The organism is Nonomuraea angiospora (assembly GCF_014873145.1).
GTDB classification, from domain to species: Bacteria; Actinomycetota; Actinomycetes; order Streptosporangiales; family Streptosporangiaceae; genus Nonomuraea; species Nonomuraea angiospora.
Map to the genome: position 1 here is coordinate 7,622,945 of NZ_JADBEK010000001.1, position 17,146 is coordinate 7,640,090.

Annotated in this window: 18 protein-coding genes; 8 read left to right on the forward strand and 10 right to left on the reverse strand. The window is 71.3% G+C overall.

What is annotated here, in order from left to right; all coding sequences use genetic code 11:
• Positions 1 to 89: 89 nt before the first annotated feature.
• Complete coding sequence (locus tag H4W80_RS34665; protein WP_318787203.1) at positions 90 to 560, reverse strand: MarR family transcriptional regulator; 471 nt, start codon at positions 558 to 560, stop codon at positions 90 to 92.
• A 50-nt stretch (positions 561 to 610) separates the two neighbouring features.
• Between H4W80_RS34665 and H4W80_RS34670 the strand changes: the two genes are divergently transcribed.
• A complete protein-coding gene (locus H4W80_RS34670; RefSeq protein ID WP_192788925.1) occupies positions 611 to 1,831 on the forward strand; it encodes an FAD-dependent oxidoreductase in 1,221 nt (406 codons plus the stop codon).
• Here H4W80_RS34670 and H4W80_RS34675 read toward each other — a convergent pair.
• Positions 1,793 to 2,671: a 4-hydroxy-tetrahydrodipicolinate synthase family protein gene (locus tag H4W80_RS34675; RefSeq protein WP_192788926.1), complete on the reverse strand. Its 879-nt coding sequence runs from the start codon at positions 2,669 to 2,671 to the stop codon at positions 1,793 to 1,795. The two genes, H4W80_RS34670 and H4W80_RS34675, sit on opposite strands and share 39 nt — an antisense overlap.
• Positions 2,672 to 2,742: 71 nt before the next feature.
• Between H4W80_RS34675 and H4W80_RS34680 the strand changes: the two genes are divergently transcribed.
• Positions 2,743 to 3,612 carry a LysR family transcriptional regulator gene (locus tag H4W80_RS34680; RefSeq protein WP_192788927.1) on the forward strand — a complete coding sequence of 290 codons (870 nt, stop codon included), beginning with the start codon at positions 2,743 to 2,745 and terminating at the stop codon, positions 3,610 to 3,612.
• A 27-nt stretch (positions 3,613 to 3,639) separates the two neighbouring features.
• On the opposite strand, the gene H4W80_RS34685 is transcribed toward H4W80_RS34680, so the two are convergent.
• On the reverse strand, positions 3,640 to 4,224 hold the full coding sequence (locus H4W80_RS34685) for a TetR/AcrR family transcriptional regulator (protein ID WP_192788928.1): 585 nt from the start codon (positions 4,222 to 4,224) through the stop codon (positions 3,640 to 3,642).
• Between the two features lie 82 nt (positions 4,225 to 4,306).
• Here H4W80_RS34685 and H4W80_RS34690 point away from each other — a divergent pair, with 82 nt between their 5' ends.
• Positions 4,307 to 5,260 carry a quinone oxidoreductase family protein gene (locus H4W80_RS34690; protein WP_192788929.1) on the forward strand — a complete coding sequence of 318 codons (954 nt, stop codon included), beginning with the start codon at positions 4,307 to 4,309 and terminating at the stop codon, positions 5,258 to 5,260.
• Positions 5,261 to 5,297: 37 nt separating this feature from the next.
• Here the strand turns inward: H4W80_RS34690 and H4W80_RS34695 are convergent, their stop codons facing one another.
• The 4 genes from H4W80_RS34695 to H4W80_RS34710 all read right to left on the reverse strand — a co-directional run bounded on the left by H4W80_RS34695 (position 5,298) and on the right by H4W80_RS34710 (position 9,168).
• The gene (locus H4W80_RS34695; protein ID WP_225963824.1) at positions 5,298 to 6,242 is read right to left on the reverse strand and encodes a serine hydrolase domain-containing protein; all 945 of its coding nucleotides are present in this window, start codon (positions 6,240 to 6,242) and stop codon (positions 5,298 to 5,300) included.
• 70 nt (positions 6,243 to 6,312) lie between these two features.
• Positions 6,313 to 6,840: a flavoprotein gene (locus tag H4W80_RS34700; protein ID WP_192788931.1), complete on the reverse strand. Its 528-nt coding sequence runs from the start codon at positions 6,838 to 6,840 to the stop codon at positions 6,313 to 6,315.
• A 63-nt stretch (positions 6,841 to 6,903) separates the two neighbouring features.
• Positions 6,904 to 8,361, reverse strand: coding sequence for an argininosuccinate synthase (argG, locus tag H4W80_RS34705; RefSeq protein WP_192788932.1), 1,458 nt, complete (start codon positions 8,359 to 8,361; stop codon positions 6,904 to 6,906).
• Positions 8,362 to 8,439: 78 nt separating this feature from the next.
• Positions 8,440 to 9,168: a class I SAM-dependent methyltransferase gene (locus H4W80_RS34710; RefSeq protein WP_192788933.1), complete on the reverse strand. Its 729-nt coding sequence runs from the start codon at positions 9,166 to 9,168 to the stop codon at positions 8,440 to 8,442.
• A gap of 127 nt (positions 9,169 to 9,295) precedes the next feature.
• Here H4W80_RS34710 and H4W80_RS34715 point away from each other — a divergent pair, with 127 nt between their 5' ends.
• The 3 genes from H4W80_RS34715 to H4W80_RS34725 all read left to right on the forward strand — a co-directional run bounded on the left by H4W80_RS34715 (position 9,296) and on the right by H4W80_RS34725 (position 12,190).
• Positions 9,296 to 10,666, forward strand: coding sequence for an LCP family protein (locus H4W80_RS34715; RefSeq protein ID WP_225963825.1), 1,371 nt, complete (start codon positions 9,296 to 9,298; stop codon positions 10,664 to 10,666).
• Between the two features lie 130 nt (positions 10,667 to 10,796).
• Complete coding sequence (locus tag H4W80_RS34720; protein WP_192788934.1) at positions 10,797 to 11,726, forward strand: ATP-binding protein; 930 nt, start codon at positions 10,797 to 10,799, stop codon at positions 11,724 to 11,726.
• 77 nt (positions 11,727 to 11,803) lie between these two features.
• The gene (locus H4W80_RS34725) at positions 11,804 to 12,190 is read left to right on the forward strand and encodes an SCO5389 family protein (protein ID WP_192788935.1); all 387 of its coding nucleotides are present in this window, start codon (positions 11,804 to 11,806) and stop codon (positions 12,188 to 12,190) included.
• Positions 12,191 to 12,222: 32 nt separating this feature from the next.
• On the opposite strand, the gene H4W80_RS34730 is transcribed toward H4W80_RS34725, so the two are convergent.
• Genes H4W80_RS34730 through H4W80_RS34740 form a run of 3 tightly spaced genes read right to left on the reverse strand, consistent with a single transcriptional unit; the run spans position 12,223 to position 14,915 of the window.
• Entirely contained in the window at positions 12,223 to 13,206 is a 984-nt protein-coding gene (locus H4W80_RS34730) for an LLM class flavin-dependent oxidoreductase (protein WP_192788936.1), read from the reverse strand.
• Between the two features lie 28 nt (positions 13,207 to 13,234).
• Positions 13,235 to 13,906, reverse strand: coding sequence for a ribonuclease HII (locus tag H4W80_RS34735; RefSeq protein ID WP_192788937.1), 672 nt, complete (start codon positions 13,904 to 13,906; stop codon positions 13,235 to 13,237).
• Between the two features lie 46 nt (positions 13,907 to 13,952).
• On the reverse strand, positions 13,953 to 14,915 hold the full coding sequence (locus tag H4W80_RS34740; protein WP_192788938.1) for a LysR family transcriptional regulator: 963 nt from the start codon (positions 14,913 to 14,915) through the stop codon (positions 13,953 to 13,955).
• 79 nt (positions 14,916 to 14,994) lie between these two features.
• On the opposite strand from H4W80_RS34740, the gene H4W80_RS34745 reads away from it, so the two are divergent.
• Together H4W80_RS34745 and H4W80_RS34750 are read left to right on the forward strand one after the other, a co-directional pair.
• Complete coding sequence (locus tag H4W80_RS34745) at positions 14,995 to 16,281, forward strand: pyridoxal phosphate-dependent aminotransferase (protein WP_192793917.1); 1,287 nt, start codon at positions 14,995 to 14,997, stop codon at positions 16,279 to 16,281.
• Positions 16,282 to 16,422: 141 nt separating this feature from the next.
• A complete protein-coding gene (locus H4W80_RS34750; RefSeq protein WP_192788939.1) occupies positions 16,423 to 17,067 on the forward strand; it encodes a GNAT family N-acetyltransferase in 645 nt (214 codons plus the stop codon).
• The last annotated feature ends 79 nt before the right edge of the window (positions 17,068 to 17,146 follow it).

Here is a 17,146-nt window from a genome sequence, read left to right on the forward strand (position 1 = left end):
GACCCCGGCGCGCCATGTGCAGGGCGTCTGTGCTGGAGACCGCGCGTGATGAGCGGCGCGGAGGGGGCGGCCCCCGAGGACGGCGGGGGCTACGTCGTCAGGTCGCGGGTGGCCGCGCGCTGGAGGGCCGTGGCTCGGGTGACGTAGTCGAGGATCAGCTCCAGCTCGTCATCCGTGTACCGCTCGTACAGCTCCCCCAACGCCGCCACGAACGGCTCGAACAGCTCGCTGAACCCGGCCAGCCGCTCGTAGTTGATCTCCACGATGACCCGCCGCCGGTCCCGCGTGTCACGCACCCGCCGCACCAGCCACTTCGACTCCAGCCGGTCGATCAGCCCGCTGACGGTGGCCGGGGCCAGCCCCGCGTGCTGGCCGATCTCCCCCGCCGTCAGCGGCCCCATGCGTTGCAGCAGGTCGAGCGTCTTCTCCTCGGTCATGCCGAGCCCCAGCCGCTCGCCCATGGCGGTGTGGTACATCACGGCGGCGTTGCTGTTGTCCCGCCCGGCCATGCTGAGGGCCTCCAGCAAATTCTTTCGCCGCTCCGAAATATCTCTGGACACAGGTAAAGCCTCCGCATATATTTCGTTCGACCGAACGAAAGGTTATCACCATGCAGGCTCTGATCATAGGCTGCGGCATCGCCGGACCCGTCACGGCGATGGCCCTGCGCGAGGTGGGCATCGACGCCCAGATCTTCGAGGCGTACGAGCAGGGCGCGGAGGACGTGGGCTCGTTCCTGAACGTCGCCTCCAACGGCCTGGCCGCGCTCCGGGTGCTGGGCGCGCACCACAAGGTCCTGGCGCAGGCCATTCCCACCCCACGCATGGTCATGTGGAGCGGATCGGGCAAGCGGCTGGGCGAGGTGGCCAACGGGCTGCGGCTCGACGACGGCACGGTGAGCCATACCGTCCTGCGGTCCGACCTCTACCGGACCATGCGTGACGAGGCGACCCGGCGCGGCATCGAGGTCACGTACGGCAAGCGCCTGGTCTCGTACGACGAGAGCGAAAGGAAGGTGACGGCGAGGTTCGCGGACGGCACGGAGGCCACGGGCGACCTGCTGATCGCGTGCGACGGCGTGCACTCGCGCACCCGCACGATCCTCGACCCGCAGGCCCCCGCCGCCCGCTACAGCGGCCTCTACAGCTTCGGCGGGATCATCAAGGACGCCGGTTTCACCGGCGAGCCGGGCGTCTACAACATGGTCTTCGGCAAGCGCGCGTTCTTCGGTTACACGGAGCGGCGAGCCTGGGGCGGAGAGCGGCAGCTTGCGTCACCAGCGGAGCCCCGTGCGAGCGCGACCATGGGCGCGGTGCCCGAGCCGGGCGAGACCTGGTGGTTCGCGAACCTGCCCCGGCGGCTCGGCGACGTTCCGGAGGACTGGAAGCCGGTGCTGGTCAGGGCGTTCGAGGACGACGCGAACTTCTCCGCCGAGCTCATCCGGCGCAGCGACGTCGGGCCGGGGTCGCCGATCTACGACCTGCCGCCGGTGCCCGTGTGGCACCGCGGCCGGGTCCTGCTGATCGGGGACGCCGCGCACGCCACCTCACCCAGCTCCGGCCAGGGCGCCTCGCTGGCCGTCGAGGACGCGGTCGTGCTGGCCAGGTGCCTGCGCGACAGCGGGAGCCACACGAAGGCGTTCGAGCGCTTCGAGGCCGAACGGCGGCCCAGGGCGGAGCGGGTGGTGGCGTACTCGAGGACGATCAGCAACAGCAAGGCCGCGGGCCCGGTCGCCCGGGTCTTCCGCGACCTGATGCTGCCGTTCTTCCTGAAGAAGAGCGCGAGCCAGGAGTCACTCGCCTGGATGTACCGCTATCAGGCGAGCCTGTGAGACCGCCGCCTCCCCGGCCGGGACCAGCGGCAACCGCACGTCCGGGGTCGGGATCAGGCCCTGGGCGTGCAGCACTCCCTTGATCACGGTGGGGTTGGGCTCGGCGAAGAGCGCGGCCGAGAGCCTGGCCAGCCGGTGCCCGAGCGCCCTCGCCCTGGCCGCGTCGCCCGCGTTCCAGGCCTCCACCAGCTCGACGAAGCCGCGGGTCTGCAGATGCGCCGAGGCGAGGATCCCGCCGACGGCGCCCAGGGCGAGCAGCGGCGAGATGAACGCGTCGTCGCCGCCCACCACCTCGAACCCCTCGGGCAGGTCCCCCAGCAGGTCCACCGCGTCCTGGTCGATCCCGCCCGCCGCGTACTTCATGCCCGCGATCATCGGGTGCGCGCCCAGCTGCCGGAAGGTCGCGGCGCGGACCGCCTGACCCGTCCGGTACGGGATGTGGTAGATCACCAGTGGCACCGGCGTCGCCTCCGCCAGCGCCTCGAAGTGCGCGATCACGCCGCGCTCGCCCGGCCGCAGGAAGTACGGCACCGTCACCAGCGCGGCGCCGACCCCCGAGGGCAGGCCCTGCAGGGCCCGGGCCGTCGAACGCGTGTCGTTCCCCGTCACCCCCACCGTCAGCAGCGCCTGCCGCTCGGCGCACACCCGCGCGCACGCCTCGATCACCAGCTCCCGCTCGCCGGGGTCGAGCGCGGCCACCTCGCCCGTCGTGCCCAGCGCGACCAGCCCGGCGGCGCCCTGGTCGAGGTAGTCCGAGGCGAGCTTCTCGATCGCGTCCACGGCCACCTCTCCCGACGAGGTGAACGGGGTGACCAGCGGTACGTGTAGTCCTCTCAGCATGGTTCGAGCCTGTCCTGCCCGGACCCGTTAGGTCCAGCGCGGATTTCTTCGGTCGAGATTAAGCTGAGCTTATGCTCGACCCGCGCAAGCTCCACCTCCTCCGCGAACTCGCCCGGCGCGGCACCATCGCCGCGGTCGCGGAGGCGGTGACGTTCACCCCTTCGGCCGTCTCCCAGCAGCTCAGCGCCCTGGAGCGGGAGGCGGGCGTGCCGCTGCTGGAGCGCACCGGCCGCACGGTGGCGCTGACGCCCGCCGGGCGCCTGCTGGTCGAGCACGCGCACGCCGTGCTGGAGCAGCTCGAACGCGCGTCGGCGGCGCTCGCCGCCGCCCGTGGCGGGCCGTCCGGGCCGCTGCGGATCGGCGCGTTCCCGACGGCGGCCCGCGTGCTCCTGCCCCCGGCGCTCGTCGACCTGACCGGGGCGCATCCCGGGCTGGTGCCGATGGTCTCCGAGATCGACCCCGCCGACGTCTCGGCCGCGCTGCGGGCGGGCGAGCTGGACGTGGCGCTCGTACACGAGTACGACTTCGTTCCGCCCGTGACCGACGCGTCCATCGAGACGGAGCCGCTGTTCAGCGAGCCGATGTACCTGACCGACCGGCCCTCCGTGGCCGACGCCCGCGCCGACGCGTGGATCACCGACAGGCCAGGCACCCTCTGCCACACCATGGCGATCCGGGCGTGCCAGGCGGCCGGGTTCGAGCCGCTCGTACGGCACCACATCGACGACTTCGACACCGTGCTAGCGTTCGTCGCCGCCGGGCAGGGGGTCGCGCTCGTACCGCACCTGGCGGCGATCGACCCGCCGGCCGGGGTGACGCTCACCCGCCTGCCGCTGAGCCGCCGCACGCTCGCGGCGTTCAGGAAGGGGAACGGCGAGCACCCGGCGATCAGGGCGGCCGTCGCCGCCTTCCACGCGGCGATCCCCCACCTGCCCCTCTGACGCAGCAGCCCCCTGACCAGGCCGGCTCTACCGCAGCAGCCCCCTGACCAGGTCGGCGAAGCCGGCGGCGAGCCGTTCGTGCTGCCCGGCCCGCAGCTGGCTCGCGATCGGCTCCATGTGCAGCGTGCCGAGCAGCATGTGGGCGATCTGCTCGGCGTCCACGTCGGACCGCCCTTCGGCGATCAGCCGGGACACGTGCCGGTGCCAGGACCGGTAGATCGGGTTCTCCTCCCTGCGCTGCTCGCCGTGGGCCTTCGTGGTGACCCTGGCGTGCTCGATGGCGCTGACGAGGTTCCCGTTGCGCGCCGCCAGCACGGTCAGGTCCGCGAAGAAGGCGACCAGCCGCTCGACCGGCTCCGCGCCCGGCCCCAGCGGCGGCGGCCCCTCGGTGAACGCCTGCTCGAACTCGCGCGCCCGCTCGCTCATCAGCTCCAGCATGAGCCTCGTACGGCTCCCGAACCGGTGGAACACCGTCCCCTTGCCCACGCCGGCGGCGGCCGCCACCCGCTCCACCGAGACCTGCTCGGGCGGGTGCCGCCGCAGCAGTTCCTCGGCCGCCCGCAGGATGGCCTGCCTGTTGCGCGCGGCGTCGGCCCGCTCTCGACGTTCCATCCAGTCATTCTTTCCCATGGACAAACTTGACCAGTGGTCCATATATTAACTGGACCATCGGTTCAGTTAGAGGAGTTCAAGCATGCGCGCGATCGTCCTGACGGAAAAGGGCGGCCCCGAACGGCTCGAAGTCGCGGACCTGCCGCGCCCCAGCCCTGGCGAGGGCCAGGTCCTCATCCGCACCCAGGCCGTGGGCGTCAGCTACGCCGAGACGCAGATCCGGGCGGGGACGCTGCCGTTTCCGCTGCCGCTGCCCGCCGTGATCGGCGCGGAGGCGGCCGGCGAGGTGGTCGAGGTCGGCGAAGGGGTGGACGCCAAGCTGCTCGGGAGCACGATCGTGGGGGTCACCGGCGGCCTCGGCTCGTACGCCGAGTACGCCGCGCTCCCGGCCGCCATGACGGTCCCGGTGCCGGACGGCGTGACACCGGACCAGGCGCTGGCCGCGGGGGCGCCCGGCGCGATAGCCCTGGCCCTGCTGCACAAGGCGCGCCTCGCCGGCGGGGAGACCGTGCTCGTCGAGGCGGGCAGCAGCTCGGTCGGGACGTACCTGGTGCGGCACGCGAAGGAGTTCGGGGCCGGGCGGGTGGTCGCCACCGCCGGCTCGGCCGCCAAGCGGGACCGGACCGCCGAGCTGGGGGCCGACCTCGTGCTCGACCACGGCCCGGCCGGCTGGCCCGGTGAGCTGCCCGAGGTGGACGTGGTGTTCGAGGCCATCGGCGGCACGACGGCCAGGCGGGTGCTCGACCACCTCACCCCCGGCACCGGCCGGATGCTGTACTACGGGATGCTGACCGGGGAGCCCGCCGCCGTCACGGCCGCCGACCTCATGGAGCGCGGGGTGACGCTCACCGGGTGCAGCGGCCCCGGCTGGGCCGGGGAGGTGTTCGGGACGCACTATCCGGCGATGCTCGACCGGCTCGCCTCCGGGCGCAGCGTCGCCTACATCGACCGTACGCTGCCGCTGGAGGAGGCCGCGCAGGCCCACCGCCTGCTGGAGAGCCGCGCGGTCACCGGCCGGATCCTGCTCGTTCCGTGAGAACCCGTAAGGAACCTCAGGGAGCCGTCGGGAGCCGTCAGGAGGCGAGGACCGCTTCGAGCACGGCCGTGGAGCTGTCCCCGCTCTGGTCGTAGTCGCCGGCCGTCAACGCCACGACCAGCTCCTCCTCGGGCAGGACGAGCAGGCGCTGGCCGCCGTTCCCGAGGCCGCCGACCCAGTGGCGGTTCCGGGTGTTCACGTACCACTGGTAGCCGTACTCGAACCCCTCCTCGATCACCACCCGCGACCGCACCAGCTCCTGAAGCCACTCACCGGGCACGATGCCCCGGCCGCCGTCGAGCACCAGCTGCCCGACGGCGGCCAGGTCGACCGGCCGCAGCCGCAGGCCGGCCGCGGCGCTCACCGTGTCGTGGTACCCCTTCGACCACTCGAACGCGTCGATCCCGAGCGGGCGGAGGAGCGCGGTCGCGGCATACTCCTCCAGCGGCCTGCCGGCCCCGCGCGCGATCAGGCCGCCGAGCAGGGCGGCGGCTCCGCCGCAGTAGTGCCAGAGCTTGCCCGCCTCCTCGACCACGGGCCGCTCCAGCAGGTACCGGTACCGGTCGGGCGCCAGCTCCATCGCGATCTCGCTGTTGGCCGGGCTGGTGTAGGGGGCGCTCTCGTCCCATTCGAGGCCGAGGGTCATGGTCAGCGCGTGCTCGACGGTCAGATGAGCGCGCTCGGGATCTGCCACCAGATCCTGATATTCCGGAAATTGGGCCACCAAGGGCGCACCCGGCTCCGGCACGAGCCCATCGCCCAGCGCGATGCCGTACAGCAGCGCCACCACGCTCTTGGACACGGAGCGCAGGTCGTGCAGCGTGTCCCGGTCGAAGTCCACGTGCCCCAGCGAGTCGCCCAGCCGGTGGTCCGGCCCGGCGCCGTAACGCTCCAGCACGATCTCCCCGCCCCGCATCACCACGAGACCGTGGAAGTTCGGCGCCTTGCCCGTGCCCAGGATCTCGTCGACCCGCTCAGCCATTGCCACGATGTTCCTCCCGAAAGTCGGCACATCCTGGCATACCGCCTCACACGGTGTCAGGCGCAAGCCCCTAGGACAGCTCCGACAGCGCGCGTCCCCAGGGGAAGCGGTGGGCACCGGCGTCCGGCTCGTCCGTGGCGACCTGTCCCGGCAGGCCGAAGACGACCCGGACGCCGTCCGCGCGCAGCTCGTCGATGCTGCGCAGGAAGGGCCGGCGGGCGGCCAGGGCGCTGTTGACGAAGGGCAGCACGACGACGGGGATGCCGAGCCCGGGCGCCTCGGCCAGCAGGCCCAGGGCGTAGGTGTCGGCGATGCCCCGGGCGAACTTGTTGACCGTGTTGTACGTGGCCGGCGCGACGATGATCGCACCCGGACGAGGGGGTTTGGGCTCGTGCGGCTTGCGATAGCGGCTGCGGACGGGCCGGCCGGTCTGCGCTTCCAGGGTGGCCACGTCGATGAAGTCGAGAGCCGGCGGAGTGGCGACGACCTGGACGGCCCAGCCCCGCTCCTGCGCCATGGCGACGAGCCGGCCCACGTCGGGGGCCGGCCCGGCCGCGCACACGATGATGTAGAGCTCGTCGCCCTGCGGTTCGGCCACGCGTCGGCTCCTGGAGGTCGGCGGTGCCGCGGCGGCCTGGGCAGCCGCGGCACCTCTGCTGTGTCAGTCGGTGCCGAGCTCCATCGCAGCGTGGTCGAGCAGTTCGTCGTCGCCGGGGATCTCGCCGCGCTCCCCGCGGTTGGCGATCGCCTCGGCGCCGCCCTCGGGCATCTCGCCGATCAGCTCGGTCGAGGCCGTCTGCGGCACGTCGGTCAGCATCGGGTGCTGGGGGCCGACGATGCCGAGCCCGGCGTACTGCTCCAGCTTGGCGCGGGTGTCGGCGATGTCGAGGTTGCGCATGGTCAGCTGGCCGATGCGGTCGACCGGCCCGAAGGCGGAGTCCTCGGTGCGCTCCATGGACAGCTTGTCCGGGTGGTAGCTGAACGCCGGTCCGGAGGTGTCCAGGATGGAGTAGTCCTCGCCGCGCCGCAGCCGCAGGGTCACCTCGCCGGTGACCGCCGTGCCGACCCAGCGCTGCAGCGACTCGCGCAGCATCAGCGCCTGCGGGTCGAGCCAGCGGCCCTCGTACAGCAGCCGGCCCAGCCGCCGCCCTTCGGCGTGGTAGTTGGCCAGGGTGTCCTCGTTGTGGATCGCGTTGACCAGTCGCTCGTAGGCGGCGTGCAGCAACGCCATGCCCGGCGCCTCGTAGATGCCCCGGCTCTTGGCCTCGATGATCCGGTTCTCGATCTGGTCGGACATGCCCATGCCGTGCCGGCCGCCGATGGCGTTGGCCTCCAGCACCAGGTCGACGGCGGAGGGGAACTCCTTGCCGTTGATGGTCACCGGCCGGCCCTGGTCGAAGCCGATCGTGACGTCCTCGGCGGCGATCTCGACGGTGGGGTCCCAGAAGCGCACGCCCATGATCGGCTCGACGATCTCGATGCCCGCGTCGAGGTGCTCCAGCGCCTTGGCCTCGTGGGTCGCGCCCCAGATGTTCGCGTCGGTGGAGTAGGCCTTCTCCGTGCTGTCCCGGTAGGGCAGCCCGTGGGCGAGCAGCCACTCGGACATCTCCTTGCGGCCGCCGAGCTCGGTGACGAAGTCGGCGTCCAGCCACGGCTTGTAGATCCGCAGGGAGGGGTTGGCGAGCAGGCCGTAGCGGTAGAACCGCTCGATGTCGTTGCCCTTGAAGGTGGAGCCGTCTCCCCAGATCAGCACGTTGTCGTCGAGCATCGCGCGCACGAGCAGGGTGCCCGTGACGGCCCGCCCGAGTGGCGTGGTGTTGAAGTAGGTGCGCCCGCCGGAGCGGATGTGGAACGCCCCGCAGGCCAGTGCCGCGAGCCCCTCCTCCACGAGCGCCGCCCGGCAGTCGACCAGCCGGGCGACCTCGGCGCCGTACGCCGTGGCGCGGCCGGGCACCGAGGCGATGTCAGGCTCGTCGTACTGGCCGATGTCGGCGGTGTAGGTGCACGGCACCGCGCCCTTCTCGCGCATCCACGCGACCGCGACCGAGGTGTCGAGGCCACCGGAGAAGGCGATCCCGACACGTTCACCGACAGGCAGAGAGGTGAGCATCTTAGACACGAGTCGAAGTATATACACACCGATGCATGACCATGCAAACCCCCTCGCCGGATTTCCGCCGCGATGCGCATCGCCGGCTCAGGTGGCGGGTTTCCTGACCTCCAGAATGCCGGTGGTGAACCACGGCCCGCCGTACCAGAACCGCCAGCCCGCGTCGCGCCGCCGCACGTCCACGACGCCGAGCGAGCGCAGCGTGTCCTCGTACGCGGCCGTGTGCTGGAAGTCGGCGATCAGCATCAACCCGCCGGGCCGCAGCACCCGATGGGCCTCGCGCACGGCCTGCGCCCGCCCTTCGGCGTCGGGGATGTTGTGGATGGCCAGGCTCGACACGATCGCGTCGAACGCGCCGTCGCCGAACGGCAGGTCGTGCATGTCGCCCGTCACCAGCTCGACGCGGTCGGCGACGCCCTCGACCGCGGCGTTCGCCCTGGTCCTGGCCGCCCGGTTGCCCGACTGGTCCTTCGAGTGCCACAGGTCGACGCCGGTCGCCCTGCCGCGCTCCAGCCGCCGGGCCGCCATCAGCAGCACCGCGCCCCGGCCGCACCCGAGGTCGAGCAGGAGCTCGTCGCCCTTCAGCCGCTCGAGCTCCTCGGCCCAGACCGCGAACTTGCCGCGCCGCGTCGTGTAGAGGTAGCTGGCCGCGCTGGCCAGCGTGTAGAGCCCGCCGAACAGGAACGCGATGCCCGCCAGGGGGATGTCGAGCAGGAACGAGACCGACGCCAGGGCCAGGAGCACGAGCGCTCCGAACAACAAGCCGACCAGCGCCCAGGGAGCGTCGAATCCGTAGCTTCCGTGTCGCTTGCGCACACTCACGTTATATCTCAAGGTGGTCTTGACATGGAATTGACCTGACCCGTCCCTTCCTACCGTCTTTCCCGCACAGCGCATTACTAAGGTGGCGTGGATGGGCGCGCAAATGGGGGTTTGACCAGGCATGACGGAGAAAGAGCGGGGATTCGGCCTGGGGGCGAGCTTGGCCCTGACGCTGGCATCGTCCTTGTTGTGGGGAGTGGCACATCTGGCCGCAGAGCGCCGCAAGACGGGCTTGGCGCTCATGTTCGGATATGTCGTGATGCTTGCCGGCATCCTCATGGTGTTCACGGCGTACAGCACTCACCTGCTGACGCTGGCGGTGCAGCCCCGCTGGCTCGTCGGGTTCACCGTGGCGCTGGTGGCGATCGCGATCGCCTGGACCGGCGTGGTCGTCTGGTCCTTCGTCCTGGTGCGCCCCCCGCGCTCCGACAGGATCGGCCGCTTCCTGACCACGGCGCTGACGCTCGCGCTCTGCGCGCTCATCATGACCCCGACGATCTACGCCAGCAGGCTCGCGTACCTGTCGCGCGACGTCGTGAACACCCTGTTCCCCAACGCCACCGCCACCGCGCCCATCATGGCCCAGGACCCGTGGAACGGGGCCCGGCGGGTCAACTTCCTGCTCCTGGGCGGCGACGCCGCGCCGAACCGGCCCGGCGTGCGTACCGACAGCATGACCGTGGCCAGCGTGGACACCGAGACCGGCGCGACCACCCTGTTCGGCCTGCCGCGCAACCTCCAGCGCGTCGAGTTCGCCGCAGGGCCGGCCAGGGACCTGTTCCCCTACGGGTTCACCGGCAGCGGCCCCGACACGCCCGGCCTGCTCAACGAGATCTTCCAGTACGCCGAGGACCACCCCGAGGTGGTGCCGGGCGTGGAGCGGCGCCAGCGCGGGCCCGCCCTGATCAAGCAGACGATCGGCGACATCCTCGGCATCCCGGTGGACTACTACGCCCTGGTGGACATGAAGGGGTTCGCGGAGATCATCGACGCCATGGGCGGCGTGAAGGTCACCATCAAGGAGCCCATCGTCTACGGCAAGTACCGCGAGGGCCTGCTCCCGGCCGGCACCCGCAGGCTGTCCGGCGAGGAGGCGCTCTGGTACGGCCGCTCGCGCACCGACAGCGACGACTACGTCCGCATGGGACGCCAGAAGTGCCTGCTCAACGCGCTCGCCAAGCAGGCCGACCCGATGACCGTGATCAACAGCTTCGAGCGGCTGGCCGTGGCGACCAAGCGGGCCATCTCCACCGACCTTCCACAGGACCTGCTGCCGGCCGTCATCGACCTCGCCCAGCGGGTCAAGGACGCGAAGATCCGCAGCCTCAGCTTCGTGCCGCCGCTGATCAACACGGCCTACCCCGACTGGTCGTTCATCCGCCGCAAGGTCGCCGAGACCCTGGAGGCCGGGCCCGTGACCAGGGCCGGCACCGCCGCCGAGCGGACACCCGACCCGGAGACCCCGGTCAACCTCGACGCCACCTGCACCTGAACCACCTCGTCCCGGCCACGTGGAACCCCTTCCACGTGGCCTTTTTCGCGTTGTCCGGGCACGCCCCGGACGGAGTGTGGCATGATGACAACCGAAACGGAAACGGTTTTCATACCCACATGGAGGGGTCGTGAGGGTGGCGTTCGTCGGAAAGGGCGGCAGCGGCAAGACGACGATGTCCGCGCTGTTCGCCAGACATGTGGCGAGCCAGGGCGGGCCGGTGGTGGCCGTGGACGCCGACATCAACCAGCACCTGGCCATGGTGCTCGGCCTCGACCGGCAGCCCGAGCCGCTCGGCGCCCACCTCACCGAGATCAAGGAGCGGCTGCGCGGCGACAACCCCCGCATCCCCTCCGCCGAGGCCATGGTCAAGACCACCCCGCCCGGCCGCGGGTCCCGGCTGCTGAGCTTCGACGACCTGGCCGCCGACCCGTACGCGCTGACCACCCCGGAGGGGCTGCGCCTGCTCGCGACCGGCCCGTTCAGCGAGGACGACCTCGGCGTGGCCTGCTACCACTCGAAGGTCGGCGCGGTGGAGCTGCTGCTCAACCACCTGGTCGACGGCCCCGGCGAGTACGTCGTGGTCGACATGACCGCGGGCGCCGACTCCTTCGCCTCGGGGCTGTTCACCCGGTTCGACCTGACGTTCCTCGTCGCCGAGCCGACCAGGCAGGGCGTGAGCGTCTACCGGCAGTACCGCGAGTACGCCGCCGCGTACGACGTCGCGCTGGCCGTGGTCGGCAACAAGGTCCACGGCCCGGCCGACGTCGACTTCCTGCGCGAGCACGTGGGCGACGACCTGCTCACCTGGATGGAGCACTCCGCCGCCGTCCGCGCCATGGAGCAGGGCCGCCACTTCACGCTCGACGACCTGGAGCCGGTCAACGCCGACGCGCTGGCCGTGCTCCGCAAGACCCTCGACGAGCAGGAGAAGGACTGGGCGCGCTTCGGTCGCCAGACCGTGGAGTTCCACCTGCGCAACGCCCACGCGTGGGGCAACGACCGGACCGGGTCCGACCTGGCCTCACAGATAGACCCGGATTTCGTGTTCGGCCCCTGAGTGCCCCCCTCCAGGCATCTGGAGCGATCACAGATCCCCGCTTAGCGTCAGATTGATCCCATTCGAGAGGAGACAGCATGTCGCTGACCGTTCCGAACGAGCTGCTCGACCAGGCCAGGTCCGGTGACGTGGACGACGCGGCATTCATCGCGTGCGTCCGCGATTCGCTGCCGTACGCGTGGTCGCTGATCAGCGGGCTGGCCGAACAGCGCGAGCAGACCGGAGCCGAGTTCGCCGACAACCAGGTGCCACCGCCGTCCGAGGAGGCCCGCGGCCAGCTCCTGCGCTGCCTGGCGAGCGACGCGATGCGCGCGGCGCTGGAGCGCCACTTCGGAGTGCGGCTGGCCTTCCAGAACTGCCACCGGGTCGCCGTCTTCGACCCGACGGCGACCAAGGCCCTGCACGAGTTCGTCACCCCGAGGGCCCAGATCCTCAACCAGAAGCCGGAGCTGGTGGACTGCTGACCAACCGGCCCGGTGACCCGGCACTGCCCGGGTCACCGGGTCCGCAGCAGCGGCAGCACCTCCGCCCCGAACCGCCGCACGTTCTCCAGTGTCCGCCGATGCTCGCCCAGCCCCTCGACCAGCAGGATGAACCGCTCGATCCCGGTGTTCTCGGCGGTGCGCAGGATCGTCGCGGCACAGTGCTCGGCCGACCCGACCGGATGAATCCGTGCCAACAAATCCACATATGCCGGGATATTTCGCATAGGTCGGGGCCGGTCGTCCACCGGCACGTACCCCGCCAGCCCCGGCCCCAGCCACCGCGGCAGCGACTCCTTGATCTCCCGCACCGCCTGCTCCGTGGAGTCGGCCACGCAGGCCACCCCCGCCGCCACGTGGTCGGTGGCGCTCCCGCCGCGGGCGGCATAGTCCTCGACCAGGGCGGCCTTCTCGGCGTCCCCGATGTGCATCCCGAGCAGCATCGGCAGCCCCCGCTCCGCCGCCACCCCCACGGTCGCCTCCGAGGTGCACGCGACCACCGGCCGCATGCTCGCGGCCGGCACCACCCGGACCTCCCTGAACCGGAAGAACTCCCCGTCCCCGGCGACGGGACCGCCGGAGAGCCCGTCGAGCAGGAGGTCGAGCGACTCCCCGAACCCCCGCTCGAACCGCTCCGCCCCCGTCCCGAACACCTCCAGGTCCACCCACGGCCCGCCCCTGCCGACCCCCAGCGTGAACCGCCCGCCGGACAGGTGGTGCAGCATGGCCGCCTGCTCGGCCAGCGCCACGGGATGCTGCGTGGACAGCACGCTGACGGCCGTGCCGAGCCCGATCCGCGAGGTCCTGCCGAGCGCGACCGCCGCCAGGGTGGTCGCGGAGGGGCACACGCCGTAGGACATGAAGTGATGCTCGGCGACCCACGCGTCGTCGAACCCCGCCTCCTCGGCGGCCACGATCACTTCGACGGCATCGGCCAGCACCTGCCCGGCCTCCTGGCCGGGGAACTGCGCCGCGAGGACGAAGACGCCGATTCGCACCCATCCGATGATGCCCGATGCCCCGCGTTCAGCCGAACAGGCTGGCCTGGCCCTCCCCCACGAGCGGGTCCCGGTGGTGCTTGAGGTGCCGCCATCGAGGCAGGTCGTCCAGGTAGGACCACGAGAGCCGATGGTGGGCCGTGGGACCGAGCCGGGCCAGGGCCTCCTGGTGCAGGGGTGAGGGGTAGCCGGCGTTGTCGGCGAAGCCGTACTCCTCGCAGCCGATCGTCCCCATGTACGCGTCGCGCCGGACCTTGGCCAGGACGGACGCCGCCGCGACCGAGATGCTGGCCGCGTCCCCCTTGACCTCCAGGCGTACCGGCCAGGGCGGGCCGATGTAGTCGTGCTTGCCGTCGAGGATCACCGCGTCCGGGCGCACCGGCAGCGCCTCCAGCGCCCGCCTGGCGGCCCGGCGCAGGGCCTCGGTCATGCCCAGCTCGTCGATCTCCGTGTGGGTGGCCTCGCCGAAGCCGATGCCGGCCGCCCACGTGGCCAGCTCCTCGGCGAGCGGGGCGCGTCTGGCCGCAGAGACCTGCTTGGAGTCCGTGAGGCCGGACGGCGGGTCGGACAGGTCGGTGACGACGGCGCAGACCGTGACCGGCCCCGCCCAGGCGCCGCGGCCCACCTCGTCGACGCCCGCGACCGTGCGGGTGCTCGGCTGGGAGAGCAGGAGGTGCTCGATGTCGTACGTCGGCGCCATAACGGCAGACGCTATCGCCTCCCGAGCCGTTCACTGGGCCGCCCCGTCATTCTTCCAGCGGATCGCCGGGCGGGCGGCGGTCCGCCGGGCCTACCGGATCCAGGTCGGCGGCGAGGAAGCGGGCGGCCACGTGGATCGCGCGCAGCGTCACCGACACCGACGGCCGGTTGACGCTGGAGTTGCGGGCGACCGCGTGCACGTCGCGCCCCACCGGGTTTCCCGGGAACTGGCGCACCGCCAGCCCCCGCACCCCCGCCGCCAGCGCGAGCGCGGGCACGGCGGCGATGCCGATCCCCTTCGCCACCAGCGACAGGATCGTTCCCAGCCCCTCGAACTCCCACGGCGTGGGCCGGGTGCCGCCCACGTCCACCAGGAGCCGGTCCACCGCCAGCCGGGACGGCTCCCCGTCGGGCGTCGCCATCCACGGCTCGTCCCGCAGCTCCCGCAGGTCCACCGGCACGTCGGGGTCGGCCAGACGGTGCTTGCGCGGCACCACCAGCACCAGGGGGTCGCGCAGCAGCGGGAACACCCGCAGGCTCTCGTTGTCGCGCACCCGCCCGTACCAGTCGTCCACGAGCGCGATGTCCACCTCCCCCGACTGCACCTCGCGCATGCCCCGGCCCGACCTGCTCTGCCCCAGCCGGAGCGTCAGCCCGGTGTGGCGGCGCAGCGAGCGGGCGAGCGCGGGGGCGAAGGCGACCGCGGCCGTCGGGAAGGCGGTGACCACGACCCGCCCCGCGGGTGTCCCCGCCTGGGCGGACAGGTCCGACTCCGCCTCCTCGACCATGGCCAGGATGCGCTCCGCGTGCGCCACCAGCCGCCGCCCCGCGTCGGTCAGCTCGGCGCTGCGCGCGGTCCTGTCGATGAGGGCCGTGCCGGTCTCGCGTTCGAGCGCGACGAGTTGCTGCGACACGGCCGAAGGACTGTACCCCAGTGAAGCCGCAGTCGCAGCGATACTTCCGCGACGAGCGAACTCGCAGATCAGCACCAAACGCCGCAATTCAAGCATCAGTCTTCCTTATGCCTACCCACGAAAAGCCTCGCTTGTACCGATGCCTTCATCCAACCACCCTGGGAACGTGACAAACATGACGGTGACGTTGTCCGCCACATTGGCGGCAAACGAGGACATCGACCGAAGACGGCGCGCCGGGGAACGAGTGCTCCACCTGGCCTTCGGCGAGGCGGGGCTGCCCGTCCACCCGGCGCTGCGCGACAGGCTGGCCGGCGCGGCCGAACGCAACGGCTACGGGCCGGTCGCGGGGGCGTCCGGGCTCAGGTCGGCGGCGGCGGGCTACTGGACGCGACGCGGGCTCCCCACCGACCCCGAGCTCGTCGTCTGCGGACCGGGCAGCAAGTCCCTGCTGTACGGCCTGCTCCTGGCGATCGGCGGCGACATCGTCCTGCCCATGCCCAGCTGGGTCAGCTACGCGGCCCAGGCGGAGCTGGTCGGCTCCCGCCCCATCCTGGTGCCCGCACCGCCAGGAGGGGGCGGAGTGCCCGACCCCGACCTCGTGGCCGGCGCGGTGCGCCGGGCCAGGGCCCAGGGCAGGACGGTCAACTCGCTGCTGGTGACGCTGCCCGACAACCCGACGGGCCGCCTGGCCGGTCCGGAGACCATCGCCCGCCTGGTGGAGATCGCCCGCGAGCTCGATCTGATGATCATCTCGGACGAGATCTACCGCGACGTCGTGCACGACCCGGCCCTGCCGTTCACCTCCCCCGCCGACCTCGCCCCCGAGCGCACGATCATCACCACCGGGCTGAGCAAGAGCCTGGCGCTGGGCGGCTGGCGGATCGGCGTGGCCAGGCTGCCCGCGGGCAGCCACGCGCTGCACAGGAGCCTGCTCGCGGTGGCCAGCGAGATCTGGTCGGCGCCCGCGGCCCCGGTGCAGGAGGCGGCGGCGTACGCCTTCGACGAGCCGCAGGAACTGCTGGCCCGCATCGAGCTCGGCCGGCGGCTGCACGGCACGGTCGCCAGGGCCGTGCACGAGAGGTTCATCGAGATCGGGGCCGACGTGCCCGCCCCGCAGGGCGGCTTCTACCTCTATCCCGATCTGAGCCACCTCGGGCTCGGCGGCTCCGCCGAGATCACCAAGATCCTGCTGGAGGAACACGGCATCGGCGTCCTGCCTGGACACGCCTTCGGCGACGACCCGGCGGCGGCCAGGGTGCGGGTCGCGGTGAGCCTCCTCTACGGCGAGACCTCCGAAGAGCGACTGACCGCCCTGAACAGCCCGAACCCCCTCCAACTCCCCTGGATCGCCGACAATCTGGACTATCTTTCGACGGGTCTGAACGAGCTGGCCTCGGTGCGGCACGGAGCGGTGCGTGAACAGCGTCCCGCCTTCGTCCCGACACCATGTCACAGTTAGGCGAATCTTTCCCCAAGAGCGGGTTTACCATCCCTCAAAAGGGGCCGCTGACCTGCAGGAACACCCCCTCTGCAGAAAGCTGCAAAAGATCTTCCTTACTGCATGGTTACGTGCGCCCCCGCTTCCCCTCATCATGTGCTCATGCCCGCTCTTGTCACCTTGTCCGGGCGCTCTGTGCGCCTGGAACCTCTCAGCCTCGCGGCGATCGACGACCTCGTCGCCGCGGCGAGTGAAGACCGTTGCACTTACGCCTTCACTCGCGTCCCGGAAACCCGGGACGAGATGGTCTCCTATGTGGAGGCCGCCATGGCTGAGCAGGCGGAGGGCCGCTCCATGCCCTTCGCCATCCGGTGGCTGAACACCGACCGCGTGGTCGGTGCCACCCGTCTCATGCACCTGGAGTACTGGCAGGGCCCCATGCCCTGGCCTCCGGGTACACGTGGCGCGGTGGGCGAGATCCCGTCCGTGGCGGACATCGGTTACACCTGGCTGGCAGCCAGTGCCCAGGGCACAGGTGTCAACCGTGAGAGCAAGTTCCTGATGCTCTCGCTCGCCTTCGAGACATGGAACGTCCACCGCATCACCCTCAAGGCAGATGTACGTAACACCAAGTCCCGGGCCGCCATCGAGGCCCTCGGCGCACACTTCGACGGGGTGCGGCGAGCGGATAGCCGAGGCGCCGACAACACGGTCCGAGATACCGCGTTCTACTCGATCCTGAGCTCCGAATGGCCGCTCGTACGCGAGCGGCTCGCCCTGCGGCTCGGACTGGTCGAGGCGGCCTGAGAACCTGTCCACCACGGCCCCGCCCCAAGAAAGTTCGGGCGGGGCCGTATTTTTTCCCGCCTACGAGTGCTCTACATGA